This window comes from Mesorhizobium sp. M7A.F.Ca.US.005.03.1.1, assembly GCF_003997975.1.
In the GTDB taxonomy this organism is placed as follows: Bacteria; Pseudomonadota; Alphaproteobacteria; order Rhizobiales; family Rhizobiaceae; genus Mesorhizobium; species Mesorhizobium ciceri.
Window position 1 is genome coordinate 1 of sequence record NZ_RZRO01000068.1, and the last position, 24,936, is coordinate 24,936.

22 protein-coding genes are annotated in these 24,936 nt (G+C 62.2%); 8 read left to right on the top strand and 14 right to left on the bottom strand.

The features are described 5' to 3' along the window. Positions 1 to 207 (top strand): hypothetical protein (locus tag EN990_RS35820; RefSeq protein WP_206526355.1); only part of this gene is annotated, 207 nt, incomplete at its 5' end. Positions 208 to 526: 319 nt separating this feature from the next. Here EN990_RS35820 and EN990_RS24075 read toward each other — a convergent pair. Beyond that, positions 527 to 2,509: a BTAD domain-containing putative transcriptional regulator gene (locus EN990_RS24075; protein WP_127369951.1), complete on the bottom strand. Its 1,983-nt coding sequence runs from the start codon at positions 2,507 to 2,509 to the stop codon at positions 527 to 529. 151 nt (positions 2,510 to 2,660) lie between these two features. Between EN990_RS24075 and EN990_RS24080 the strand changes: the two genes are divergently transcribed. From EN990_RS24080 to EN990_RS24090, 3 genes are all read left to right on the top strand, one after another. After that, on the top strand, positions 2,661 to 3,659 hold the full coding sequence (locus EN990_RS24080; RefSeq protein ID WP_127388402.1) for a DMT family transporter: 999 nt from the start codon (positions 2,661 to 2,663) through the stop codon (positions 3,657 to 3,659). Positions 3,660 to 3,767: 108 nt separating this feature from the next. After that, complete coding sequence (locus tag EN990_RS24085; protein ID WP_245461133.1) at positions 3,768 to 4,409, top strand: hypothetical protein; 642 nt, start codon at positions 3,768 to 3,770, stop codon at positions 4,407 to 4,409. Between the two features lie 150 nt (positions 4,410 to 4,559). Further along, positions 4,560 to 5,258, top strand: coding sequence for a DUF1194 domain-containing protein (locus EN990_RS24090; RefSeq protein WP_164753615.1), 699 nt, complete (start codon positions 4,560 to 4,562; stop codon positions 5,256 to 5,258). 108 nt (positions 5,259 to 5,366) lie between these two features. Here the strand turns inward: EN990_RS24090 and EN990_RS24095 are convergent, their stop codons facing one another. From EN990_RS24095 to EN990_RS24130, 8 genes are all read right to left on the bottom strand, one after another. Then, a complete protein-coding gene (locus EN990_RS24095) occupies positions 5,367 to 5,669 on the bottom strand; it encodes a DUF982 domain-containing protein (RefSeq protein WP_024503323.1) in 303 nt (100 codons plus the stop codon). Between the two features lie 138 nt (positions 5,670 to 5,807). Continuing rightward, the gene (locus EN990_RS24100) at positions 5,808 to 6,794 is read right to left on the bottom strand and encodes a dipeptide ABC transporter ATP-binding protein (protein ID WP_013531723.1); all 987 of its coding nucleotides are present in this window, start codon (positions 6,792 to 6,794) and stop codon (positions 5,808 to 5,810) included. Between the two features lie 8 nt (positions 6,795 to 6,802). Beyond that, entirely contained in the window at positions 6,803 to 7,762 is a 960-nt protein-coding gene (locus tag EN990_RS24105) for an ABC transporter ATP-binding protein (RefSeq protein ID WP_024503324.1), read from the bottom strand. Further along, on the bottom strand, positions 7,759 to 8,730 hold the full coding sequence (locus tag EN990_RS24110) for an ABC transporter permease (protein WP_013531725.1): 972 nt from the start codon (positions 8,728 to 8,730) through the stop codon (positions 7,759 to 7,761). Before EN990_RS24110 ends, EN990_RS24105 begins: the two co-directional genes overlap by 4 nt. Continuing rightward, positions 8,730 to 9,746, bottom strand: a complete 1,017-nt coding sequence (locus tag EN990_RS24115) for an ABC transporter permease (RefSeq protein ID WP_063167981.1) — start codon at positions 9,744 to 9,746, stop codon at positions 8,730 to 8,732. The genes EN990_RS24110 and EN990_RS24115 overlap by 1 nt, the downstream gene beginning before the upstream one ends. A 39-nt stretch (positions 9,747 to 9,785) precedes the next feature. After that, positions 9,786 to 11,447, bottom strand: a complete 1,662-nt coding sequence (locus EN990_RS24120) for an ABC transporter substrate-binding protein (protein ID WP_127369136.1) — start codon at positions 11,445 to 11,447, stop codon at positions 9,786 to 9,788. Positions 11,448 to 11,465: 18 nt separating this feature from the next. Further along, positions 11,466 to 12,371: a proline iminopeptidase-family hydrolase gene (locus EN990_RS24125; protein WP_013531728.1), complete on the bottom strand. Its 906-nt coding sequence runs from the start codon at positions 12,369 to 12,371 to the stop codon at positions 11,466 to 11,468. 52 nt (positions 12,372 to 12,423) lie between these two features. Further along, the gene (locus EN990_RS24130) at positions 12,424 to 13,935 is read right to left on the bottom strand and encodes a leucyl aminopeptidase (RefSeq protein WP_127384862.1); all 1,512 of its coding nucleotides are present in this window, start codon (positions 13,933 to 13,935) and stop codon (positions 12,424 to 12,426) included. A gap of 247 nt (positions 13,936 to 14,182) precedes the next feature. On the opposite strand from EN990_RS24130, the gene EN990_RS24135 reads away from it, so the two are divergent. Together EN990_RS24135 and EN990_RS24140 are read left to right on the top strand one after the other, a co-directional pair. Then, positions 14,183 to 15,085: a LysR substrate-binding domain-containing protein gene (locus tag EN990_RS24135; protein WP_024503328.1), complete on the top strand. Its 903-nt coding sequence runs from the start codon at positions 14,183 to 14,185 to the stop codon at positions 15,083 to 15,085. A gap of 239 nt (positions 15,086 to 15,324) precedes the next feature. Next, positions 15,325 to 16,782, top strand: a complete 1,458-nt coding sequence (locus EN990_RS24140) for an NCS1 family nucleobase:cation symporter-1 (protein WP_024503329.1) — start codon at positions 15,325 to 15,327, stop codon at positions 16,780 to 16,782. A gap of 38 nt (positions 16,783 to 16,820) precedes the next feature. On the opposite strand, the gene EN990_RS24145 is transcribed toward EN990_RS24140, so the two are convergent. From EN990_RS24145 to tpiA, 5 genes are all read right to left on the bottom strand, one after another. Further along, positions 16,821 to 17,357, bottom strand: a complete 537-nt coding sequence (locus EN990_RS24145; RefSeq protein WP_127368771.1) for a DUF1697 domain-containing protein — start codon at positions 17,355 to 17,357, stop codon at positions 16,821 to 16,823. 10 nt (positions 17,358 to 17,367) lie between these two features. After that, positions 17,368 to 19,005: a CTP synthase gene (locus tag EN990_RS24150; RefSeq protein WP_013531733.1), complete on the bottom strand. Its 1,638-nt coding sequence runs from the start codon at positions 19,003 to 19,005 to the stop codon at positions 17,368 to 17,370. A 137-nt stretch (positions 19,006 to 19,142) separates the two neighbouring features. After that, positions 19,143 to 20,270, bottom strand: coding sequence for a L,D-transpeptidase (locus EN990_RS24155; protein ID WP_063172119.1), 1,128 nt, complete (start codon positions 20,268 to 20,270; stop codon positions 19,143 to 19,145). A gap of 209 nt (positions 20,271 to 20,479) precedes the next feature. Beyond that, on the bottom strand, positions 20,480 to 20,950 hold the full coding sequence (secG, locus tag EN990_RS24160) for a preprotein translocase subunit SecG (RefSeq protein ID WP_013531735.1): 471 nt from the start codon (positions 20,948 to 20,950) through the stop codon (positions 20,480 to 20,482). Between the two features lie 170 nt (positions 20,951 to 21,120). Beyond that, on the bottom strand, positions 21,121 to 21,888 hold the full coding sequence (tpiA, locus tag EN990_RS24165; RefSeq protein WP_127368770.1) for a triose-phosphate isomerase: 768 nt from the start codon (positions 21,886 to 21,888) through the stop codon (positions 21,121 to 21,123). A 145-nt stretch (positions 21,889 to 22,033) separates the two neighbouring features. Between tpiA and EN990_RS24170 the strand changes: the two genes are divergently transcribed. Next, positions 22,034 to 23,926, top strand: a complete 1,893-nt coding sequence (locus EN990_RS24170; RefSeq protein ID WP_127385145.1) for a SurA N-terminal domain-containing protein — start codon at positions 22,034 to 22,036, stop codon at positions 23,924 to 23,926. Beyond that, positions 23,923 to 24,933 (top strand): anthranilate phosphoribosyltransferase, encoded by a 1,011-nt coding sequence (gene trpD / locus EN990_RS24175; protein WP_024503335.1) that lies wholly within the window; start codon positions 23,923 to 23,925, stop codon positions 24,931 to 24,933. Before EN990_RS24170 ends, trpD begins: the two co-directional genes overlap by 4 nt. Positions 24,934 to 24,936 lie beyond the last annotated feature (3 nt).

The window sequence follows — 24,936 nt, forward strand, 5'->3', positions numbered from 1 at the left end:
TTCGAAAAGCTTCTAGGAAACCCAAGCAGACTGAACGGCGCTGCGGACAATGAGGTTTACGAATACACCGGCGAACATTCGCATTGGGGCGGTCAATATCGTCGGCAGAAGAGCGTCCGAAAGGGCTATCGGCGGCTCCCTCTTAGGAACGAAAAAAGAAGAGAAGCAGAACTTTCTTGTGCGTTTTTTGCACACAATGTTCCGTAACCAGTTGATTATGTTCAGGTATCCGGCCAGTCCATCATGGGCGCTATGGCTATCCTAAACCTTTGATAATCTTTCATGCTTCATAACTTCGACAGGTTGGATCGCGTCGTACGGGCTCTATCACGCGCCATGATAGGCCCAAGCCGCAAATCGGCGGATGACTGGCCGGCGCCACGGCGTGGGGCGTCGAATACCTCAATCGCAGGGTAGCGTATAGGTCGACCTGGCCGGAATTGCCAACGCGTCGTCTGCTTTCGATGCCTGGGCGGAGGACGGAACCCTCCAGCTTCGTATGACGGTGTCTGCGCCAACGATGTGGCTAGGAACTGGGAAGGCCAGCCCTCGACAGCATCTCAAGGAACCGGGAATGATGATGATCCTTTACATAGCGCGGCACAAAGCCAGGGCAGACGTTGCTCAGATTGAGATGCGGAAGTTGTGACAGGCAATGGTGGATGGCCCGGGACGCTTCTTCGTTGTTTCCGGTGGCCGACGCGGTCGCGGCCCAATAAAGGGCGCCGCGAACGAAGCCAGGCTTTGTCCTGACCACTTTGCGGGCGGCTTCGAGCGCCCGCTGGTTGTCTCCGCCAGCGAAGAGCGCCACAACCAGGCCGTGGTGGCGCCAGAAGTCAATGACATCGTGCGTTCCGAGCCGGATTGCTTCGTTGGCCTCACGCACCGCTTCGTCGACCTGTCCGCGCAACGCAAAGAGCATCGAAATATCGCCGTGGCCAGTCGGGTAGCTTGGGTTGAGGCTGATCGCGTGGCGGCATTCGGCGATCGCCTCGTCGATGCGACCGCAACTTTCGAGAGCGAACGACAGAATACATCGGGCAATTTCATCGTCCGGTACCGCCCGCACTGCGGCTTCCGCAAGCTCGACCGCACGCTCGATCACCCCACGCTCCCGAGGCAGCGCACCAAACGCCACGCCCATGGATATTACGATTGAGAGCGTCCGCTTTGCACGGGCGTTGTCGGGACCTATCGAAAAGGCCTTCTCGGCGAGCTCTATCCCGACCAAAAGTGAGTCCCGAGTCATCTCAAAATATTTCATGAGGGCTTCGTTCACCAGCCTGCGCACTTCAGGGATCCCTGGCGGGCTTTTGTCTCGAACCTTCCAGTTGGTCAGTTGAAGTTCGAGGATCACGGCAAGAACAACAGACTGTGCGATCCTGTCCTGGAATTCGAGCGCGTTCTCGGAGTGGCCGTCGAACTTCTGGGCCCAGACATGGTGGCCGCCGGCGGCATCGACGAGCTGGACATTCACCCTCAACCCATTGCCGGATCTCTGGACGCTGCCGCTGAGCATATATCGCGCCCGGAGTATCCCTGGTGTCTTGGCTTCTTCGCCTGGGCCGCTCTTCTCGGACGGAAGCGCGGCGAGCACGACATAGTCGGCCACTCCGGAGAGGGCTGTCGTGATGTCCTGGACAAGGCCCTTGGCGAAAAAGTCGTCGCCTTGCTTTCCGGTCAGATTAACGAAGTCGGCAACGCTGATGGACGGACGCCCAAGGCGCTGGCTGGACGGAACACCATTTGTCGACTGCACATTTGAAGCGTCGTCGGCGGCAAGCAACAGAGATTGCCAAAGCGCCCGCGTTTCAGGGCCGGCTTCGACGCCGAACTCCTTCTTCAGCATGCTTCTGCAGGCTTCGTATGTCCTGATTGCCCTGTCGCGTTGGCCACATGCGAGCAGCAATTCCATCTTGAGCCGATAGGATTCTTCCCGTGTCGGTTCCATGGTCAGAATACGATCGGCCAGGATCAGCCCGGCATCGGGGTCGACGAGACGGGCCAGTTTTTCGAAGGACTCAAGCGCGCGGCCGAGCAGCCTGTCGCGTTCCGATGTGATCCAGTCATCGAACGCATTGCTTCCCAAATAAAGCCCGTCGAGGAAGGGCCCGGTGTAGTTCGCCAAGGCCTTCGCCAGCTCCTGGGCGGAACGGGCCGAGAGACCCGTTTCGAACTTCTCCGCGTCGACTTGAACCAGCTCTGGCCTCAGGGCGATCAACTCACCGCTGGAATGGATGAGATCCACCCCCTCTCGCGCCAGATCCTGGCGCAGGACACTGAGGGCCTGCCGAAGGCTGTTGCGCGAATGTTCAGCGTCGCTGTCGCCCCATAGGAGGTCAGCCAGCCTCTCCCGCGTCGCCGCCATGCCCGGACACCGGGCCAGATAGGCGATGATTGCCGGCCCTCGTTTCCCGGTCAGCCGAAGCGGGCCGGCCGTTTCATTTTCAATCCGGAAACCGCCGAAGAGTGAGATTCTATTTGCAGCGCCGCTGTCCTCACTTTGCATTTGCTATCCCAGCCTGACGAAATCCTAACTCAAAACTAACGCTTCGCAACAGTCGGCCTTCGCGCTCAAGCGCTGCCGTAACGGCAGGCTGTTTAGGCTTTGCTAAATTAAGGCGACCAAGTCAACGAAAGGCTTGGTTCGAGGGGGGCGCGTGTCCAGGACAAGAGCCAATTTGCTGCTGCTGTTTGCAGCCGCTTTGTGGGGCTTCGGCAATGTCTCGCAAAAGATGGTGCTTGTGCATCTCGACGCGCTGAGTGCTGTGGGTCTGCGATGCCTGATCGGCGGGCTGCTTGTGCTGCCCTTTGTCTTCATGGAGAAGCGGCTTCCGCTCGGGCCGGACTATTTTTCCAGCTTGGCCAAGGTGGGCGCGCTGTTTGCCATCTCCATCACGCTCCAGCAGCTTTGCTATCTCGGGGCCTCCGTCACCAATGCGAGCTTCCTGGTAAGCACGGCAACGGTAATGACACCGCTGGCCGCCTGGTTTCTCGTAGGCGAACGTCCGACAGCGAGTCTTACAATCGCCGCCGGATTGACCCTTGTTGGAGCCCTGCTGTTGTCGGATGGGATAGCCGGGTTCAGCAGTGGCGATCTTACCGCTGTGCTCTCGGCTGCCTGCTATGCGCTCTGGGCAGTCGAGCTGGGCCGGCACATGCAGGTGCATGCGCGGCCGTTCACCGCTGCCGCGACACAGTTCTTCGGCGCCGCAGCCTTCGCCCTGCCGCTCGGTGCAATGCAAGGCAATCTGTCGCTGGCCGCCGCATCCGCAGCCGGCCCGGAACTGGTCATCCTCGGCGTGTTCTCCACTGCGATTGCCTTCGGCATACAGACGGTTGCCCTCCGCTTTACGCCGGCCAGCCACGCCGCCGTGATCGTCAGCGCAGAAAGCGTTTTCGGGGCGCTGGGCGCGGCAATCTTTCTCGGCGAGCGGAGCTCGTCCGCGAGCGTCTTGGGTGCCGGCATCATCCTGGGTGCGATCCTGTCCGTTGCAATGTCGAACCGAGCGCTGCAGGCACGCACGTCCTTGCGAACCGCTTCGGTTCAACCCTTCGACGCGGCCCCTGCCTTTGCAACTGCGTCCGCAAATCGGGCGGGCGATCGTCATCCCAACAATTCAGGTCCAGTGGAGGAATGTGATGGCCCTTGCCGGTGATGCGAAACGTATTCCAGACCCGGCCGGACTTGTCGCGGGGGCGCAGTGATGGATGCGCGGACAATCCTTCTTCCGGTCGCACATTTGGTATCGGCGCTTCGCGCCCGCATGAAAGGACCGGGTGGCTACTACAACAGCGGCAATGCGCTCGGCCTCATTGTCGGTCTGGCGATCCAGATTGCCACCGCGCCGGTCGGCCTGCATGAAGGAAGCAGCGTCACCATGGCGGTGATCGAATATTTCGCTGGCAGCCATGGCACTGTTGCGCTGACCTTGACCACCCTGGTCTTCTTCTGGGGCGGCGAGGCCTATCACCGGGCCTGGGCAAGGCCGGATGCTCCCGATCCCGCCCTCAACCGTCTGGGCGACTTCCTGTCGGGCCTGGGTGCGATCGGGCTCGGCATTGCCCTGTTGCTGCTCGGCGATCCATTGCTTGCGGCGACCTCCGGCCTGCTGCATGCGCTGGGCAAATTCGGCAGCACCTTTCACAGGCCCGGCACGCCAATTTCGATCTGGCCGGCCGCTTGGCCCGATCCGTTCCGCAGTGCGGTGCTCGCCAGCCGGTTGCCGGCAATGCTGGCGACGACAGTGGCCCTCGCCCGCGGTTTGCCTGAGGTCTGGTGGAGCGGCTCCTTCGCGGCCCTCGCCATGCCACTGACCTTGCTCGGCTGTTATCTCTTGTGGACCAAGGCCGATCTGCTGCTCTTCGGCGTGGGCACCAAGGCCACCCGCCAGATTTCCACTAGTTGAACCCGCTTTTTGAAACGACCGGATGTCGAGATGGGGAATGACATGTTTGGCAGTGTGTATCATCAGGACGCCGGCCCCCCACCCTTTCGCGAACGGGTGCGGATGACAGGCTGGGGCAGTCTCCTGACGCCGGCCGGTTCAATCTCGAGAATGACAGGAATACTTGCAGCTTCGCTGTTTTGGGGGGTCTCTGCCCATGCCGCGAACGTTGACGTCGCCATCGTGTTCGCGGTCGACTTTTCGTCATCCATCGATCCGAAGATCGCCGATATGCAACGCGAGGGACATGCCGCGGCACTCACCTCGCCAGAGATCATCGCCGCCATCAGCCGGAATTATGTTGGTTGCATCGGCGTTGCCTATTTTGAGTGGTCGAGCCCCGGACACGCGCGCGTCGTGCTGCCGTGGACAAGCATCTGCGGACTGGAAGATGCCGAAGCGGCGGCTGCGGTGATCAGCAGGAAAGGCGATACCGGCTTCATCCGCAGAGGGCGTGGCGGAACATCCGTCTCCTCGGCTATCGACATCGGCAGTCTCCTGCTCGACCAGTTCCCGGGAAAGGCCGCAAAGAAAGTCATCGATATCTCCTCCAATGGCGAGAACAACGACGGGCTTCCCGTCCAGCCGAGCAGGTCGAACGCCATAGCCAAGGGATATACGATCAATGCCATCGCCATCCCGGCGGAGGATGAGAATCCCGACCAACCTCTGGCATCCTATTTTGCCAAATCGGTCATTGGCGGTTCCCAGGCCTTCGTCATGACGCCGAAGGGGCCAGACGACTACACCATGGCGCTTCGCCGCAAGCTCGTGACTGAAGTAAGCATGAACGACGACCGTCCGCTGTGAAAGTGTGCCATGTAGGACGAACTTTCGAGGCCCCATCCCGGAGCGCATTGCTCAACGAGAACCCGCGCCCTGCAGCGCGAGACCTTGTAGGACCGTCAGGACAACAGCCTATCGCCGCAATGCGTGCACGCTTGCCTTGCCTTCGCCGCCTACCGGCAAAGCCATGTCATCGTCGAGAAGGCGCGTGATGCGGGCAAAGCCGGTGAACGCTTTCCTTGCTTCCTCGGCCGACATCTGGCCCGACAAAGCGGCCGAGCAACAGTTCAGCGCGCACTGATAAACCGGACCGCGCCGTCCCGTTGGCCATTTCCGCAAGAACATCATGGCTTCGGCAACACTATCGATTTCTTCCGCAGGGTGTCCTTGCCCGCGCGAAATCCGCACGGGCGAAAAGAAATGCAATTGATCCATCGTTTCCTCCCGGTCGACCGCAATGCGCTCGATCGAACCCCACCAAACGCACCAACAGCCGGTTGGTTCCAGCCAAAAATGGAATTTTTTAGAAATCTGTCAGGCGAAGGCGATCACCTGTGCGGTGGTGAGTGTCGCCTACATCGTCGGAAAGTGGCAGGCGACTTTGCGACCGGGGCGGTATTCCCGCAACTGCGGCCGCTCCGATCGGCAGCGCTCCGCCGCGATCGGGCATCGGGGATGGAAACGGCAGCCGGTTGGAGGGTTCAGAGGGCTCGGTACGTCGCCGGTGAGGATGATGCGCTTGCGCGTCCCGCTGGGCGTCGTCTCCACGATAGGAACCGCCGAGATCAGCGCCTGGCTATAGGGATGGGCCGGTGCTGCAAACACCTCTTCCGCCGGCCCTTCTTCGACGATCGAGCCGAGATACATGACCGCTATGCGGGTTGAAACCTGACGTACCACCGACAGGTCGTGGGCGATGAAGATGTAAGTGAGATTGAGCTTCTCCTGCAGATCGGCAAGCAGGTTGACGATTTGCGCCTGCACCGACACGTCGAGCGCGGAGACGGGTTCGTCGAGGACCACGAGGTCCGGGTTCAATGCAATAGCCCGCGCGATGCCGACGCGCTGGCGTTGCCCGCCGGAAAATTCGTGCGGAAACCGCATGACGTGATCCGGCAGCAGGCCGACAAGGTCGAACAGTTCCGCCACGCGTCTGGTGATCTCGCTCGACGAGAGCCTGCCATGGATGCGCAGCGGCTCGGCCACCAGGTCGCCGACGCGCCGGCGCGGATTGAGCGATGCCGACGGATCCTGGAAAACCATTTGCAGGCGGCGCCGGAGCGGCCTGAGTTCGGACAGCGACTTCGAGGTGATATCGTTGCCTTCGAACAGAAGCTCGCCGTCCGATATGTCGTAGAGCCTCACCAGGCAGCGCGCCAGCGTGGACTTGCCGCATCCGGATTCGCCGACCAGGCCGACCGTCTCGCCGCGCCACACGGTCAGGGAAACATTGTCGACCGCATGAACGGTTCGCTTGCCTTCGGCGGAAAAACGGCTGCCGATGGAAAAGCGCTTGCCCAGCGAACGCGTCTCGATAATGGGGCGGTTCTTGTCGGTCATCGATCCGCTCATGCCTGTGCCACCCTGAAGCACGCCGCGGCATGAGTGCCGCTCCCGAGGTCGGGTTTGCCGGCCTCGCAGGGCTCATAGTGAACTGGGCACCGCGGACCGAACGCACAGCCCTGCGGCAATCGCAGCAATGACGGCGGCGAACCGGGAATGGCCGGCAGGCGGCGTGGTTTTTCGCCGGTCAGCGGCGGGATCGAACCGAGCAGCGCGCGCGTATAGGGGTGTCGCGGATCGGAAAACAGCTCCGCGCGACTGCCGCGCTCCACCACGCGGCCGGCATACATGACCATGACCCGGTCGGCGAGTTCGGAGACCACGCCCATGTCATGCGTGATGAAGACCACCGCCGACTTGTGCGTCGCGCGCAGCTTGCGCACCAGATCGAGAATGCCGGCCTGTACGGTGACGTCGAGCGCCGTGGTCGGTTCGTCAGCCACCAGCAACGCCGGATTGCAGGACAAAGCCATTGCGATCACCGCCCGTTGACGCATGCCGCCGGACAGTTGGTGCGGGTAGCGCGACATCGCCTCGTGCGGGTTCGGAAAATTCACCTCGGCCAGCAATTCCTCCACGCGCTCCATCGCCTTGGACTTGCTGATGTTGCGATGCGCGCGGATCTGTTCGGCGATCTGCCAGCCGATCGTGTAGACAGGTGTCAACGCGGTCATCGGATCCTGGAAGATCATCGCGATCTCGTTGCCGCGCAGCCGCCTCAGTTCGCGCGCGGGCAGTCCCACCAGTTCGCGGCCCTTGTAACGGATCGAGCCTTCGATGGTGGCGTTGGGATCGGTGATCAGACCCATGACGGCCAGCAGCGACACGGTCTTGCCGGAACCGGACTCACCGACGACGCCGAGGATCTCGCTCTCCTCGAGGTCGAAGGAAACGCCATCGATGGCCCGCACCAGGCCATCATTTGTGCGGAAGGATACTTTGAGGTCGCGCACCGACAGTATCATGACGTCCTCAGGCGCGGATCGAGAAGGATGTAGACGAAATCGACGACCGCATTGGCAACAACCACGAACATCGAAGCGTACATCACCGTTGCCATGATCATCGGCAGATCGAGATTCTGCAGCGCGTCATAAGTGAGCTTGCCGATGCCGTGCAGCCCGAACACCACCTCCGTCAGCAGGGCCGAGCCTCCGACCAGCGCACCGAAATCCAGGCCGAACAAGGTGACGAAGGCGATGAGCGACGTGCGCAAGGCATGGCGCAGCAGGATGCGGGTCTCCGACAGGCCCTTGGCCCGGGCCGTACGGATATAGTCCTCCTGCAGGGATTCGATGATCGCCGCGCGCAGCACGCGCCCATAAATGCCGATGTAGAGAATGGACAGCGTGATCCACGGAATGACCAGGGTCAGGAACCAGCCCTTTGGATCGTCGGAGAAGTTCTTGTAGCCGAGCGGCGGCACCCAGGAGAACGCCCAGCTGTCGTGGTAGCGGCTCTGGGTGATCAGGTTCATCACCTCGCCCAGCCAGTACACCGGCATCGAAATACCGAGCAGCCCTAGCGCCATCAGCAGCTTATCCAGCCAGCTGCCGCGCGTGGCGGCGGCGGCGATGCCGATGATGATGGAGACGACCACCCACAGGATCGCCGCTCCGAACACCAGCGAGAGCGTGACCGGGATCGAATCCATGACCGCCGGCACCACCTTCCAGCCACGATTGACGAAGGAGGTCAGATCGCCGGTGACGAAGATCTTCTCCATCATCGTCACATATTGCACGTAGAGCGGCCGGTCGAAGCCGAAGCTGTGGCGTACCGCCTCCAGCACTTCGGGCGATGCATTGCGGCCGGCGATGCGCGCCGCCGGATCGGAGCCCGGCGTTGCGAAGAAAATCAGGAAGACGATGACCGAGATGCCGAACATCACGAACAGCATCTGGCCGAACCGGCGCAGGATTGCGTAGATCATCAGTCGCGCCCCAGCCGAACCTTGGAGCGCGGGTCGAGCGCGTCGCGCAGACCGTCGCCGAAGACATTGAGCGCCATGACGGAAACCGCGATCGCCAGGCCCGGCACCAGCGCCACCAGTGGCCTGGTGTAGAGCAGCGCCTGTCCGTCCTGGATGATGGTGCCCCAGCTCGCGGCCGGCGGCTGCACGCCGATCGAAAGGAAGGAAAGGGCTGATTCCGTAAGCATGTTCAGCGCCATCATCAGCGGCACGAAGACGATCAGCGTCGTGGTGACGTTGGGCAGGATGTCGCGCCACAGGATGCGCCATCCCGGTACGCCCAGATTGATCGCGGCGAGCACGAATTCGCTTTTGCGCAGTGCCAGAACCTGCCCGCGTATCGGACGAGCCACATAGGGCACGTAGACGATACCGATGATGATGACAGGCAGCCACAGACTGCCGGACTCGATCTGGATCGGTCCTATCGTGATGCCATGCGCGATGGTCACGATGGAGAGCGAAATCGCCAGCAGATAAATGGGGAACGCCCACAGTATGTCGAGGAAGCGCGACAGCACCGTGTCGGTGACACCGCCGAAATAGCCGGCGATCAATCCCGCCGCCGTGCCCAGGATCAGGGTAAAGATGGTGGCTGCTCCGGAGATCAGCAGCGAGCTCAGCCCGCCATAGAGCATCCTGGCCATGACATCGCGCCCCTGGCTGTCGGCGCCGAGGAAATAATTGCCCAGCCGCCAGGTCGGGCCGAGCGGTGTGTAGCCAAGCCCGAGCCCCTCCGTCGATTGTTCCATCACCGGAACGTCGGCACCGTCGATCTGGATGACGGCGTCGAGCGTCGAGGCGAAGGGGTCCACGCCTGCCCATTTCGCATAAAGAGGCGCACTGAGGCAGGCAAGGACGATGAGGAGGAACACGGCCAGCGACGCCATGGCAGCCCTGTCCCTTGCCAGCTTCGCAAACGCGACGGCCCAGGGCCCTCGCGTCTTGCGCGGCGCGGCGACAGCTACGTTCGACACGGACGTGCCCCTCCGCGGTTCGTTACTGCACCCAGGCCATTACTGTACCCAGGATTGGGTGATCATCCAGTTGAACTGCCTGTTGAACTTGAAATTGCCAAGACGTTTGCTGACGAAATCGAGCCGCTTCGGCGTGAAGAGGCCGACCGCAGGTGCCTTGTCGGTGACTTGCCTGTCGATTTCAGCCCACATTTTATCGGCGGCTTTCTGATCGGTGACGCCGAGGTCCAATGCCTTTTGCATCTTGGCGTCGATTTCCTTGTCGCAGAAGCCGGCGATGTTGATCGAGGCGTCCGAACCTTCGCGGAAAGAGGCGCAGCTGAACAGGATGTTCAGGAAGTCCGAAGCCGCCGGATAGTCCTTGTACCACTGGGTGACGGACATCTGCACCTTGTTGTTGGTGTTCTGGATGTAGGTGAACTGGATGTTCGACGAGATCGGCTTGACGTCGGCGACATAGCCGATGCTGGTCAGCACGCTCTGCAGATAGACGCCGATGGAGCGCGAAATGGCGGTGTCCTCGACGATGATCGTCACCTTCTGGCCCTTGGTGCCGGAGTCCTCGACGAGCTGCTTTGCCTTGTCGAGGTCGGGGGCCGACCATTTGGCGCCCGGATTCTTGGTGAAGGGGCAATAGTCTTCATGGCCGGGGAAGTCCGGAGGCAGGACCTGGCAGACCGGCGAAGCCAGCACCTTGCCGCCGAACAGCTTGACCAGCGTGTTGCGATCGATCGCATAGGCAACGGCCTGGCGGGCTTTTTCGTTGTCGAAGGGTGCGAGACGGTTGTTCAGCGGCGCGTACCACCAAGCCGAAAGCGGTGAGATGTGCAACTGGTCCATGGACTTGCTGCCCAGTTCGCCCAGGCGGTCGCTCGGCAGAGCGTCGAACATCCAGTCCGCTTCGCCGTTCTGGATCGCGGTGACGGCTGCCTCTTCGGACAGGCCGAAATCATATTGGACGACATCCGGATAGCCGTCCGGCTGGGCTTCTTCGCTCCACTGCTTGAAATTGGGGTTGCGGGAAACCGTCATGCCCTTGTTCGGGTCGAAGGCGGAGATCATGTACGCGCCGGTGCTGGGAATGGGCTTGGAACCCATGTCTTCAGCGGGCGTGTCCGCCGGCAGGACCATGGCATGCGGCAAGGCAAGCTTGTAGAGCAGCTCGGCATCCGGCTTGGTGATGTTGATGGTGATGGTGCCGGCCGCTTCGTCGCCGACAACGCCGCCTTCCAGCGTGCAGCTCTTGGTGTCGGCCAGGCATTTGTCGGCCCCGACGATGCCGGCATAGAACGTGCCGGAGGTGGGTCCGGAAACCTTGAATATGCGCTGGAAAGAAGCGACGACGTCCTTTACGCCAAGATCCTGGCCGCTGGAGAACTTGATGCCCTTGCGCAGCTTGAAGGTGAAGGTCTTGCCGTCATTGCTGACCTGCGGCAGGGCCTCGGCCAGATCGGGGACGATGGTGAAGCCGTCCATGCCCTCGGCCTTGCGGAAGGCCACCAGGCCGTCATAGATCGGCTGGTACATCTGCCAGCCCTGGTCCGTGTAATTGATGTGCGGATCGAGCGTTCCGGCCGCGGAGCGGGCCAGCAGGCGGATGGTGCCGCCTCGGTGCTCCTTGAGATATTCGGCCTGTGCCGGGGCCAGCCATGTACCGGCCAGCAATGCCGCGGCTGTTGCCGCCAGAAGCAGTTTCTTCATGTCTTGATTCCCCTTTTTTCAGTTATCGTTGTGGTCCAGGAAGTCTCCCACCACCCGCATGCACGCATCTTGCTCTTCGACATGCGGCATGTGGCTGGAATGCTCGAATATCTCCCAGCGAGACCCCTTGATGCCGTCCTTGTAGGGCTGCACGGTCGCGGGCGTGGCCTCGTCGTGACGTCCGGAGATGATCAGTGTGGGAACATCGATGGCCGGCAGGCGCTCGACGATGCTCCAGTTCCTCAGCGTTCCGATGACATGGAACTCGTTTGGCCCATTCATCAGATTATAGACGGTCGGATTGCGCACGACCTGGGCGAAACTTTCCGTGACTTCGGGCGGGAAAGGCACGACCCGGCAGACATGCCGCTCGTAGAACACCATCGTCGCAGCCTGGTAAGCCGCATCGTCCGTCGTGCCGGCCTGTTCGTGTCGGGTCAGGGTCTCCTGCACATCCGCGGGCAGATCCGCACGCAGCCGGTTGGCCTCTTCGACCCACAGTTTCATGGAAGCCGGTGAGTTGGCTATGGTCAGCGATTTCAGGCCTTGCGGCCGCGTCACGGCATATTCCGCGCCCAGCATGCCGCCCCAGCTCTGGCCGAGCACGTGGAAGCCTGTCCGAATGCCGAGGTGGTCGACGAGGTTTTCAAGCTCGTCGATGAACAGCCGGGGTGTCCAGAAATCGGCGCCTTTCTCAGGCAGCAAGGTGGAATTGCCGCAGCCCAACTGGTCGTAGTGGATGACGGCGCGATCCCTTCGCGCAAGAAGCTTGTAGGCATCGACATAATTGTGGGCGACGCCCGGGCCGCCATGCAGGATCACCACAGGCGCCTTTTCGCCGCCGAGTTCGCCACTGACCCGATACCAGGTCTCGTAGGCGCCGAAAGTGGCCCGTCCTTCCATGCCGATGATCTCAGATGACATCCCAATTCCCAGTGCGATTGAAGGTACTTTTATCGTCCGCGGCGGCAGGCGCCTAACTCATGTTACGGGTGACCTGCACCCACTCTTCCAGCATCTGCACGCCAAATGCCGTGGCACCTTGCCTGCCGAGCGGCCGATCGGAGTCGGTCAGTTCCTTGCTGGCGATGTCGAGATGCACCCAGGGGCGATCTTCCGTGAAATGGCGCAGGAAGGCTGCGGCATAGGGAGCATCGCCATCTTCCATATCCTTGGCATGATGCCGCAGGTCCGCGAACGGCGATTGCAGGCCCTCGTCGTAGGCCCGATCGAGCGGCAGCCGCCAGAACCGCTCGCCGACCGTTTCTCCGGCCGCGATCATCTGTGACGCGATGGCATCGTCGGTGCTGAACAGGCCGGCGAATATCGACCCCAACCCACGCGTCACCGAATAGGTCAGCGTTGCCAGATCGACGATCACTAAAGGGTTGAAGCGCGTGGCTGCATAGTGGAGGCAGTCGGCCAGAAGCAGGCGTCCCTCCGCATCCGTGTCGAACACTTCCACTGTCTGTCCGGACGCCGTCGTGATGATGTCGCGCGGTTTGAGCGCCGTGCCGGATGGCATGTTCTCCGCGATGCCGAGAACACCGACAATGTGTACCGGGCTGCCTTGCCGGGCGAGCGCGATCAGCAGGCCGACCACAGCGGCCGCTCCGCCCATGTCGGCTTTCATGTCGAACATCTGCGCTCCGCCCTTGATGCAGAGGCCGCCCGAATCGAAGCAGACGCCCTTGCCGACGAAAGCGAGTGGTTGGGCGGGAGCACCCTTGCCCCGGTAGCGCAGGACAGCGACCCGCGGCGGGCGCGCCGAGCCCGATCCGACAGCAAGAAGCGCGTTCATGCCGAGCTCCTTCAGTTGCGCGGCATCAAGCATTTCGATGTCGATGCCGGCTTCACGCAGGGGCTCAAGATGATCGTGGAAATTGTCGGGATGGAGGTGGTTCGGCGGCAGGTTGACCAGGGTGCGTGCATATTCGACGCCGTCGGCGATGGCATTGATCCGCGCCAGCGCCGCTGTCAGATCCGGGCCGCGAGCCCCTACCAGTTTCACCCGCAAGGTTCTATCCGCTCCCGCCCCTTGCCGCCGGTTGCGCATATCGAAACGATAGCGGCGCAGCCGCATGCCAAGCGCGACACGCGCCAGGATTTCGGCGCCGGGCAGGTCAACGCCGGCGATCGGGTCCAGGACCAGGGTGGGCGCGCATTCCCCCTTGCCCTCGAGATGCGCGGCAAGCAGACCGCCGGCGCGCGCCAGTGACAGGGTGGTTACGGCTTCAGCTTTGCCCAGGGCCAGGACGACCACGCGCTTGGTCGATACGGACTGCGGGGCAATAAGATCGATGCAGGTGCCGGATTCGGCCAAGGCGGCCGGGTCGGAGCAGGCGCGCGAGAGAATCCCGCCCATCTCGGCATCCAGGGTGGACGCCCGCGGGCCGAAGCCTGTTTGGGCAGTTTGCAAGATCACGACGACGGAGGCGGCGGAAATCTCGTCCGCGGTCTCGAAAACCGGCGCTGGCGATTGAGGCATAGGCTGGCGCTCTCTTCAATTGCGGCAATACCAGCCGGGTAGCGAGCAACGCTTCGCTCACTCCGGTGGAGACTGGTCAAGCCGGTCTCCGCCGTTCGTGGTATAATGCCGGTCCCCAAATAGTCGCTTTCTTGAGACGACTTAATTGCTCTTGTCGTCTGGGTATCCCCTAACAGGGCAGGCGATCAAACGCGAATTCCGCCCATGTCGATTGACAAAAACTCAACTCACAATTCATGATCGGCCAATGGCCCTTCCCTCACTCAATGGCATGCGCGCTTTCGAGGCCGCCGCTCGCCTCGGCAGCGTCAAGGACGCGGCGGAAGAACTGCATCTGACACCCTCGGCTGTCAGCCGGCACATCCGCGCGCTTGAACGAAATCTTGGCCAAGACCTGTTCGAACGCGGTTTTCGCCAGATAACGCCAACCATAAGGGGCTCCTACTATGCGCGCAGCCTCTCGGAGGCATTCGAAGCGATCTGGCGCGCCACCGATGACGTCAGCCTCTCCGAGGGGTCGCGCCACGGCAAGATCCAACGTGTCCGGGTCTTGTGCGTGCCCACCGTTCTGAACCTTTGGCTGGCGGACCGGTTGCCGAACTTTCGCCGGTTGCATCCGTCGGTGGATCTGGAGATCTCCACTTCAGGCAAGCGCGCCAACTTCGATTTGGCCATTGTCGACGAGTTCGTCTACAAGGCCGGCCCGGCTCTGACGCTGCTGATCCCGCTGCTTTTGACGCCGGTCTGTGCGCCTTCGCTTCTGGAGGGGCCTGTGCCGCTGCGATCGCCGGCCGATCTGGTCAATCATCATCTGATCCATGAATGCGAAACCATGAGATGGAAGCGTTGGCTGGAGCAGGAAGGCGTTCTGGAAACGACGCCAAAATCCAGCACAACATTGGATGATTGCACCCTGATCATGCGCGAAGCGATCAATGGCGCCGGAATAGCGCTTGCGGACACGATGATGGCGCAAGATTTTCTGCAGCAAGGCAAGCTGGTCGCGCCGTTCCGTGCCCGCCACACCTATCCGGCCGGCATTTACCTGCATCAGCGTCGCAGCATCGGCAACAAGCCAGGCACCGGTCTGTTTCAGGATTGGCTGCTCGCCGAGGTCGCGGACCACAAGCAGGTGATGGCAATCGCTTAGATGCCCCCAACCGAAGATGTCGGGAGCCACCGCTTCAGATTGGAATCCCCGCGTCGAACCTCGACTCATCCGTGGTTCAGCGATGACCCACCATCGCCGTGCATCGATAATCGCAGTTCTCATTGAATATCTTTAAGGCCAAAGCCGGCAAATAGGTTGCTTGTCGGTTCCCCTGCGGCAGGCTTAACCTGCACGCGGCCAACGCGTGAGGGCGCGTGCTGCAAAAGGGGAACATTGCCATGACGATACAGGGTGCTTCACCTGATCTGTACAACGAGGATCTGGCTCCGGCCAAAGTTCGAAACTGGGGACCATTCTCGATCTTCAACGTCTGGACGTCGGACGTCCACAGCCTTTGGGGCTACTATCTTGCCGCCAGTCTGTTCCTGTTCTGCGGCGGCTTCGTCAATTTCATCATCGCCATAGGCATCGGCTCGCTGATCATCTACGCGCTGATGAACATGGTCGGCTATGCCGGCGTGAAGACGGGCGTGCCCTACCCCGTGCTTGCCCGCGCCTCTTTCGGCATCTGGGGCGCCAACATACCGGCGCTGGTGCGCGCCGTCGTCGCCTGCTTCTGGTACGGCGCGCAGACTGCCGCCGCCTCGGGCGCGATCGTGGCGCTGCTGATCCGCACGCAATGGTTCGCCGATTTCAACGCCAGCACGCACTTCCTCGGTCATACCGGCCTGGAGGTGATCTGCTTCGTGGTCATCTGGGGGCTGCAATTGCTGATCATCCAGAACGGCATGGAAACGGTCCGCCGCTTCCAGGATTGGGCCGGCCCCGCGGTGTGGGTGATGATGCTGATCCTGGCGATCTATCTCTGTGTCAAATCCGGGAGATTTGCCTTCACCAGCGACATCCCCATGGACGTGCTGCTGGACAAGACGAAGGATGCGGGCGTGCCCGGCACGCCTGGCTCCTGGACCTCGCTGTTTGCGGTGGCCGCGATCTGGGTCACCTATTTCTCGGCGCTCTATCTCAATTTCTGCGATTTCGCCCGTTACGCGCCTGACAAGGCATCGCTGCGCAAGGGCAACATCTGGGGCCTGCCGATCAACCTGATCCTGTTTTCTCTGGTGGCCGGCGTCACCACCATTGCCGCCTTTGACGTCTATGGCGAGGTGCTGCTGCATCCCGACCAGATCTCGGCGAAATTCGACAGCTGGTTCCTGGCGGCGCTCGCAGCCCTGACCTTTGCGGTAGCAACGCTTGGCATCAACGTCGTGGCGAACTTCGTCTCGCCGGCCTTCGACTTCTCCAATGTCTTTCCCAGGCAGATCGACTTCAAGAAGGGCGGCTATATCGCGGCCGTGATCGCCCTGCTGCTCTATCCCTTCGCGCCATGGGAAGGCAGTGCGGCTTCCTTCGTCAACATCATCGGCGCGACGATGGGGCCGATCTTCGGGGTGATGATGGTCGACTACTACCTGATCCGGAAGGGTGAGGTCGACGTCGAGGCGCTTTATCGCGAAGATGGCGAATTCCGCTTCCAGGGCGGCTGGCACGTCAACGCCTTCATCGCCGCGGGCATCGGCGCCATCTTCTCGTCGATCCTGCCCAACTTCACCAACTGGCTGCCGTCCTGGTGGGGTGTCTATGGCTGGTTCTTCGGCGTGGCGATCGCCGGCATCATCTACTACGTGCTGCGCACCGCCGCTTTGGGCGCCGGCGCCAGGACCGCGAAGGCCTGACAAGGTGAATTTTGGGGCGGCGAGAGCCGCCCCAAAACCTACCCGAGCATCTCGGCCAATCTGCGCACCGTGTTCCAGTTGCGCGACGTGCCCGTGCCCATGCGCTTGTGATTCATCGCCGCAAGCAGCCGCGAGCTTGGCCTCTCGCGCGAAAAGACGACCCAGATGTCGCCGCCGACCGAAGTCACTTTTTCATCCACGCCGGCATAGGCCTGGAGCCCCGTCACGGCCTCCACGGGCGCAGGCTTGCGCATCACCCGTACAGCCACCTGATCGCCTGCTTTGGCCGAATCGGCCGGGAACGGATTGCCGGCGGCAAGCTTCAGCCAGTCCTCGGCACCACGCACGATGATGTCGACATGGCGGCCGAAGGTTTTTTCGAAGGCTGCCTCCAGCCGCTGTTCAAGGTCGGCAATATCAGTTGCCGGCGCCTCGAAGACCAGATTTCCGGTCGCCACCAGGGTGCGCGGGTTCTTCAGCCCGAGATCTTCCGCCATGGCCTTGAGGTCGGCCATGACGACCCGGCGGCCCTCGCCCAGAATGATGCTGTAAAGCAGCGCGACATAGGTCTGCATGGCCGACCGGCTACACCAGCCGGCTCTGCTCCACCGCCGCCTCGATGAAACTGGCGAACAGCGGATGCGGGTCGAGCGGCCGGCTTTTCAGTTCCGGGTGATACTGCACGCCGATGAACCAGGGATGGTCGGGATACTCGACTGTTTCCGGCAGCACGCCGTCGGGCGACATGCCGGCAAACACCAGGCCGCAATCCTCAAGCCGCTCCTTGTAGTCGACATTGACCTCGTAGCGGTGGCGATGGCGCTCGGAAATCTGCGTGTCGCCATAGATTTCGGCGATCTTGGAACCCTTGGCGAGCTCGGCCTGATAGGCGCCGAGCCGCATCGTGCCGCCGAGGTCGCCGGTTTCGCGGCGCTTCTCCAGCATGTTGCCTTTCAGCCATTCGGTCATCAGGCCGACGACCGGCTCCTCGGTCGGACCAAACTCGGTCGAAGACGCATGCTCGACGCCGGCCAGCGACCGCGCCGCCTCGATGCAGGCCATCTGCATGCCGAAGCAGATGCCGAAATACGGCACTTTTCGCTCACGCGCGAACTTCGCCGCCAGGATTTTGCCTTCCGAGCCGCGCTCCCCAAAGCCGCCGGGAACCAGGATGCCATGCACCTTTTCCAGCCACGGCGTCGGATCCTCCTTTTCGAAGATCTCCGATTCGATCCAGTCGAGCTTGACCTTGACGTGATTGGCCAGGCCGCCATGCGACAGCGCCTCGATCAGCGATTTGTAGGCGTCCTTGAGGCCGGTATATTTGCCGACAACGGCGATGGTCACCTCGCCTTCCGGATTGTGGATGCGGTTGGACACCGCCTGCCACGGCTCCATGCGCGGCTTCGGCGCCGGATCGATGCCGAAGGCGGCCAGGACTTCCGAATCGAGCCCTTCCTTGTGATAGGCCATCGGCACGTCGTAGATATGCGGCACGTCGAGCGCCTGGATCACGGCACTTTCGCGCACATTGCAGAACAGCGACAGTTTTCTGCGCTCTTCCTTGGGGATAGCGCGGTCGGCGCGGACCAGCAGGATGTCGGGCGCGATGCCGATGCCGCGCAGTTCCTTGACCGAATGCTGAGTCGGCTTGGTCTTCAGCTCACCGGCCGTCGGGATATAGGGCATCAGCGTCAGATGCACGTAGACGGCATTGTTGCGCGGCAAGTCGTTGCCGAGCTGGCGTATAGCCTCCAGGAACGGCATCGCCTCGATGTCGCCGACCGTGCCGCCGATCTCGCACAGCACGAAATCATAGTCGTCATTGCCGTTGAGGACGAAATTCTTGATCTCGTCGGTGACGTGGGGGATGACCTGCACGGTGGCGCCGAGATAGTCGCCGCGCCGCTCGCGCTCGATGATGTTCTTGTAGATGCGGCCGGTGGTGATGTTGTCCTGCTGGTTGGCGGAGCGGCCTGTGAAGCGCTCGTAATGGCCAAGATCAAGATCGGTTTCCGCACCATCGTCGGTGACGAAAACCTCGCCATGCTGGTACGGCGACATCGTCCCCGGATCGACATTGAGATAGGGATCGAGTTTTTTGATGCGTGCGCGATAGCCTCGCGCCTGCAGGAGAGCCCCAAGGGCCGCTGCGGCAATGCCTTTTCCAAGTGAGGAAACCACGCCGCCTGTGATGAATACATATCGCGCCATGGGAGTCATCGCTTAACGCGGCCGGATTGATTCCGCCAGAGAAAAAACCACCGCGAAGGTTTTTTCCCAAGAAGGCGCTCGGATCGTGAACAGGGCAAAACAAAAGGGCCGGCTGAGCCGGCCCTTTCGGCAGGATGACGAAAACGTCAGATGATGACGACCTTGGTGCCAACCCTGACGCGGCTGTAGAGGTCCATGACGTGCTCGTTGATCATGCGGAAGCAGCCATTAGAGGCGCTGGTTCCGATCGACTGCGGCGCGATGGTGCCGTGGATGCGCAGATGCGTGTCCTTCTTGCCGTCATAGAGATAGATGGCGCGGGCGCCGAGCGGATTCTGGCCACCGCCAGGCATGCCGTCCTTATACTGGCCGTAATGCTTCGGCTCGCGCTTCTGCATGTCCAGCGTCGGGATCCAGCGCGGCCATTCCTGCTTGTCGCCGACCGCGACCGTGCCCTTGAACTGCAGGCCCTCGCGACCGACCGCAATGGCGTAGCGCCGCGCGGTGGAAGATGATTCGACGAGGTAAAGGCGCCGCGCGCTGGTGTCGATGACGATGGTGCCGGCATCGTAACCAGTGAATTCCACGTCCTGCGGCACGAATTCCGGCTTCACCTTGAACTGCTTCTTGGCCTCCCTCTTGGCGAGAGCCTGATCGAGAGCCCGCGTCTCGGGAAGATAGCTTATCGAGGAGCCGGACGACGTCCCGCCGAAAAGGCCGGCGAACAGGCCGCCGCCGCTCGGCTTCTTCTGGCCGATGACTTCGCTGCGCAGTTCGCCATTGTTGCCGGTCAGGGCGACGTTCATGGCCTCCGCCGGAAGCGGCTCGGCCGACTGGATCGGCGCTATCGGTTCGATAGGCTCGATGATCTTGGCAGCCTGCTTCCTGGCCGGCTTGGCATCGGCCACCTCGGTTGCCGGCGCGCTCTTGCCCTTCTTGGCAAGGAACGCCTGCCGTTCCGCGTCGGCCTTGGCCTTTGCCGCCTCGCGCATTGCCAGCTTCCTGGCTTCGAGCGCCTTGGCTTTGGCGGCTTCCTTGTCGGCAACGATCTTGGCCTCGATCTTCTTGATCTGGGCGAGGTCGTCGGGCGTCGGGTTTTTCTTCTTCTTGAGAAGCTTCAGTTGCGACGCATCACTCTTGACGGCGATGTTGATGGCAGAAGTTGTTTCAGCCGAAGGCTGTGCGGCCATATTGGCCGGAACGCCTGCGAAAGCGGGGGAACTCAAGCCGAGTGCGGCGCAAAGTCCCAGGAAAATGAAGCTGCGAAGCTGCATGGCGAAGATCCGATCGTTCTATGCTTGTTGCCACGGCGTCGCCCAGCGCCCCCCAAGGGCGCCGGAAATGCCGCGTGCAATCTATAGTCGAATAAGCGCGGCCGCCTCAAGCGTGGGGCCATGCCTCACCCCGTCGAATCTTCGTGATCTCGCTGCATTTGCCGCGACTGTGTTCAAACGACCACAGATCGCCGTTCAGGCACCGAGGACTACTGGTTTGGAACCTGCGGGGTCGCCGGTGCGGCGGGAGCCGTGCCGTTGGTCGCCGGCGGCGTCGAGCCGGCGGCAGGCGCAGTGGCCGGGGCAGTCGCAGGAGCCGAAGCATCGTTGCCGGAAGGCGGCGTCGGCGTGGTGGTGCCCGCGGGCGCCGGAGTTGTGGTTCCAGGCAACTGGTTGAGCACGCCTTTGCCGGCGCCGTCCGAGGTCGCCGGCACGCGGTCCAGGATATCGATCGGCTTTTCGCCGTAGCGGGCGACGATCGACAGGGTCAAGGAGGTGGCGAAGAAGGCAGCCGCCAGGATCGCCGTCGCACGCGTCAGCGCATTGGCCGCACCACGCGCGGTCATGAAGCCGGACCCGCCACCGATGCCGAGGCCACCGCCTTCGGAACGCTGCAGCAGCACCACGCCGACAAGGGCGAGCACGACCATGAGATGGATGACGATCAGTACGGTTTCCATAGTTTATCCTGGCAAGGCCTTGCCCGGCCGCGGACACGACCGGTGAATTGGAGGCGGCTCAATACAATGCTTTGACGGCATTTCCAAGCCCGTGGCCGGAATATGGGAAGCAACCCGTCCTTTGCAACGATTTCGTGCACCGGAAGCCCTGTCCGGCGGGGAAAATGTCTTCAAGCAATATTGCGATAGGCCTCGGCGATGCCGAGAAAGTCCGCCGCTTTCAGGCTGGCGCCGCCAACCAGCGCGCCGTCGACATTCCTGACGCCGAGCAGTTCGACCGCGTTGGAGGGCTTGACCGAGCCGCCATAGAGAATGCGCACCTTCGCCGCGACGCCGCCGAGCTTTTCCGACAGCTTTTCGCGGATATGTGCGTGTGCCGCAGCGACGTCGGCCGCCGTCGGCGTCAGGCCGGTGCCGATCGCCCATACCGGCTCATAGGCAATGATGGTGTTGGACGGGGTGGCGCTTGGCGGGACCGAGCCCTCGACCTGCCGCGACAGCACGTCCAGCGTGGCGCCCGCTTCACGCTGCTCATGCGTTTCGCCGACGCAAATGATGGCAACAAGCCCGGCACGCCATGCGGCGGATGCCTTGGCCTGGACAGTGGCGTCATCCTCGCCGCGTTGCTCGCGGCATTCGGAATGGCCGACGATGACATGGCTCGCACCGGCATCCCTGAGCATTTCCGCCGAGATGCAGCCGGTGTAGGCTCCGCTCTCCTTGGTGTGGCAATCTTCGCCGCCGGCATGCACCGGCGTGCGCGACAGGATCTCGGCGGCGTGGGCAAGCAGGGTTGCGGGAACGCAAACCAGCGCTTCGGTCTCCGCGTCAAGCCCACTAATGAAGCCGTTGCCGATCATCCTGAGCTCGTTGAGGGAGGCGCTGGTGCCGTTCATTTTCCAGTTGCCGGCGACGAGCGGGCGAATTCCTGGCGTCATGGGTTTGCTTCTCCGGATGATATCGGGGCTCTGGCCCTCACTACCAAAATCAGGCCACAAAGCAATCGACAGTGGGCCGGAAGGGCGCTATTGCGCTTGTTTCAGACTCGGCGCATGCGAAAATGCGCATAAATCGGAAGTAAAAATGCTTGGTATATTGAGAAGCGCGGCAGGCACCTGGGTCGCGAAGGGGCTGTTGGTGCTGCTGGTGCTCAGCTTTTTGGTCTGGGGCGTTTCCGGACGGCTGATGGGCGGTTTGGCCGGCCATGATTCGGTGATAACCGCTGGCGGCACCAAAGTGTCGATCAACGAATACCGTCTCGCCTATGATCGCCAGCTCGCCGTCATGTCGCAGCAGTTCGGCCAACGTCTCAGCCACGAACAGGCAAAGGCGCTCGGTGTCGACAACCAGGTGCTGGCGCAGCTCGTCTCGGGTGCCGTTCTCGATGAACAGGCCCGCAAGCTGGGCCTCGGACTTTCCAAGGACCGGCTGGCCGAGCTGACACGCGAAGACCCGGCCTTCAAAGGCCCGGGCGGCCAGTTCGATCGCAGAACGTTCGAATATATGCTGCAGCAGATTGGCATGCGACCCGAGGACTATTTGAAGAACCGTGCTCAGGTGGCGGTGCGCCAGCAGATTGTCGAGGCGGTCTCGGACGGCCTCAAGGCTCCGGACACTTTCTTCAAGGCAGTTGCGCTCTATCGCGGCGAAGACCGCACCATCGACTATTTGACGCTGCCCAAGGCACTGGTGGAGCCGATCGCGGCGCCATCCGATAACGTGCTTTCGGCCTATTTCGAAGCCAACAAGAAGACATATGCGGCACCCGAATACCGCAAATTCTCCTATGTCCGCCTCGAGCCGGTCGACATCATGGATCCGACCGCCGTCACCGACCAACAGGTCAGCGACGACTACAACAAGAACAAGGCGCGTTACACCACGCCGGAATTGCGCACCATCGAGCAGCTCGTGTTCAAGACGCCGGATGCGGCCAAGGCCGCGCTCGATTCGCTCAAGGCAGGCGCCACTTTCGACAAGCTGGTCACGGCGGAAGGCAAGACCCCGGCCGACACGTTGCTCGGCACGCTTGCCAAGGACAAGATCGCCGACAAGGCGGTCGCCGACGCCGCCTTCGCGCTTAACGCCAATGAAGTCAGCCAGGTCGTGCAGGGCGCCTTCGGTCCGGTGCTGCTGCGTGTCACCGAGATCAAGCCCGAAGTGGTGAAGCCGCTGGCCGAGGTGTCCGACCAGATCCGCAAGGATCTGGCGCTGGGCGAGGCAAGCCGCATCCTTCTGGACGTGCGCGACAATTACGATGACACCCGCGCCGCCGGCAGTTCGCTGGCCGACGCCGCGGCCAAGCTGAAGCTGAAGGTCGTCACCATCGATGCCATCGATCGCAGTGGACTGCGGCCAGATGCAAGCATCGTCAAGGACCTGCCGCAATCGCCGGAGCTGATCAAAGCCGTCTTCGACGCCGAACCCAACACGGAAAACGATGCCTTGACCACAGCCGACAACGGCTTCGTCTTCTATGAGGTGGCGTCCATCACGCCGGCTCGCGACCGCACGCTGGATGAGGTTCGTCAGAAAGTCGTGGCCGACTGGACGGCGGCGGAAACAAGCAAGCGGCTCGCCGCCAAGGCTGACGAGCTGGAAAAGCGGCTCAAGGCCGGCGCAACGCTCGATGTCATTGCCAGCGAACTGAAGCTGGAAAAGCAGACCAAGCGCGGTGTCAAGCGCGAGGCTGACGACGTCGATTTCGGCAAGGAAGGTGCCGCAGCGATGTTCGGAGTCGGCGAAGGCGGTACCGGCCTGATCCCCTCGCCTACCGGCGACGGGCAGATACTGTACAAGGTCGCCGAAGTGTTCGAGCCCGCCGGGGCCGATGCCAGCTCGGTGCCGGATGACGCACAGAAATCCTTCACCTCCGGCATGTCGGACGACCTGCTCGACCAATTGGTGGCGCAGTTGCAGACGCAGTACGACGTTCGCGTCGACCAGGCCGCCGTCGCCCAAGCCTCGACAAGATGAGCGCGCTGAAAACCCATATCGCCAAGATCGCGACCGGTAGCGCGCTTTCCTTCGAGGAAGCGCGCGAGGCCTTCGACATCATCATGTCGGGTGATGCGACCCCCGGCCAGATCGGCGGTTTCCTGATGGCGCTGCGCGTGCGCGGCGAGACGGTGAGCGAGATTTCCGGCGCCGTCGCCACCATGCGGGCCAAGATGCTGCAAGTCGACGCGCCGGACGGCGCCATCGATATCGTCGGCACCGGCGGGGACAATTCCCACAGCGTCAATATTTCCACGGGATCGGCCTTTGTCATCGCCGGCAGTGGTGTGCCGGTTGCCAAGCACGGCAATCGTGGCCTGTCCTCGCTGACAGGAGCCGCCGACGTGCTGGTTGCGCTCGGCGTCAAGATCGACATCTCGCCCGAATTCATCGGCCGCTGCATCCACGAGGCTGGCATTGGTTTCATGTTCGCGCCCGCGCACCATCCAGCGATGAAACATGTCGGTCCGACCCGCGTCGAACTCGGCACCCGCACCATCTTCAACCTGCTCGGGCCGCTCTCCAATCCAGCTGGCGTCAAGCGGCAGCTGGTCGGTGTGTTCCTGCCGGAATGGATCCTGCCGGTTGCCGAGACGCTGAAGGCACTGGGTGCGGAGCATGCCTGGGTTGCTCATGGCGACGGCTATGACGAGATCACCACCACCGGCGAGACGCAGGTCGCCGAACTGATCGGCGGCGAGATCCGCAGCTTCACCCTGACGCCTGAAGCGGTCGGGTTGCCGCGCCACAGCAGGGACGAACTGCGTGGCGGCGATGCGGACTACAATGCCAAAGCCTTGCGCGATATGTTGGGCGGCGCTGCCGGCGCCTATCGCGACACCGTGCTGATGAATGCCGGCGCCGGCCTGGTGGTGGCGGGCAAGGCGACGACGCTTGCCGACGGCATCGCGCTCGCCGCGCAAGCCATCGACAGCGGCCGGGCCCTGCAAGTGCTCGACAGGCTGGTCGAGATTTCGAACGGGTAAAAC

Excerpts from the sequence above, each read along its gene's own strand:
- EN990_RS24140 (WP_024503329.1), top strand. The coding sequence starts at position 15,325 with ATGACGATACAGGGTGCTTCACCTGATCTGTACAACGAGGATCTGGCT.
- EN990_RS24145 (WP_127368771.1), bottom strand. The coding sequence starts at position 17,357 with ATGCAGACCTATGTCGCGCTGCTTTACAGCATCATTCTGGGCGAGGGC.
- EN990_RS24170 (WP_127385145.1), top strand. The coding sequence starts at position 22,034 with ATGCTTGGTATATTGAGAAGCGCGGCAGGCACCTGGGTCGCGAAGGGG.
- EN990_RS24150 (WP_013531733.1), bottom strand. The coding sequence starts at position 19,005 with ATGACTCCCATGGCGCGATATGTATTCATCACAGGCGGCGTGGTTTCC.
- secG (WP_013531735.1), bottom strand. The coding sequence starts at position 20,950 with ATGGAAACCGTACTGATCGTCATCCATCTCATGGTCGTGCTCGCCCTT.
- EN990_RS24110 (WP_013531725.1), bottom strand. The coding sequence starts at position 8,730 with ATGATCTACGCAATCCTGCGCCGGTTCGGCCAGATGCTGTTCGTGATG.
- trpD (WP_024503335.1), top strand. The coding sequence starts at position 23,923 with ATGAGCGCGCTGAAAACCCATATCGCCAAGATCGCGACCGGTAGCGCG.
- EN990_RS24130 (WP_127384862.1), bottom strand. The coding sequence starts at position 13,935 with ATGCCTCAATCGCCAGCGCCGGTTTTCGAGACCGCGGACGAGATTTCC.
- EN990_RS24125 (WP_013531728.1), bottom strand. The coding sequence starts at position 12,371 with ATGTCATCTGAGATCATCGGCATGGAAGGACGGGCCACTTTCGGCGCC.
- tpiA (WP_127368770.1), bottom strand. The coding sequence starts at position 21,888 with ATGACGCCAGGAATTCGCCCGCTCGTCGCCGGCAACTGGAAAATGAAC.
- EN990_RS24100 (WP_013531723.1), bottom strand. The coding sequence starts at position 6,794 with ATGACCGACAAGAACCGCCCCATTATCGAGACGCGTTCGCTGGGCAAG.
- EN990_RS24095 (WP_024503323.1), bottom strand. The coding sequence starts at position 5,669 with ATGGATCAATTGCATTTCTTTTCGCCCGTGCGGATTTCGCGCGGGCAA.
- EN990_RS24105 (WP_024503324.1), bottom strand. The coding sequence starts at position 7,762 with ATGATACTGTCGGTGCGCGACCTCAAAGTATCCTTCCGCACAAATGAT.
- EN990_RS24085 (WP_245461133.1), top strand. The coding sequence starts at position 3,768 with ATGAAAGGACCGGGTGGCTACTACAACAGCGGCAATGCGCTCGGCCTC.
- EN990_RS24135 (WP_024503328.1), top strand. The coding sequence starts at position 14,183 with ATGGCCCTTCCCTCACTCAATGGCATGCGCGCTTTCGAGGCCGCCGCT.
- EN990_RS24090 (WP_164753615.1), top strand. The coding sequence starts at position 4,560 with ATGACAGGAATACTTGCAGCTTCGCTGTTTTGGGGGGTCTCTGCCCAT.
- EN990_RS24120 (WP_127369136.1), bottom strand. The coding sequence starts at position 11,447 with ATGAAGAAACTGCTTCTGGCGGCAACAGCCGCGGCATTGCTGGCCGGT.
- EN990_RS24075 (WP_127369951.1), bottom strand. The coding sequence starts at position 2,509 with ATGCAAAGTGAGGACAGCGGCGCTGCAAATAGAATCTCACTCTTCGGC.
- EN990_RS24155 (WP_063172119.1), bottom strand. The coding sequence starts at position 20,270 with ATGCAGCTTCGCAGCTTCATTTTCCTGGGACTTTGCGCCGCACTCGGC.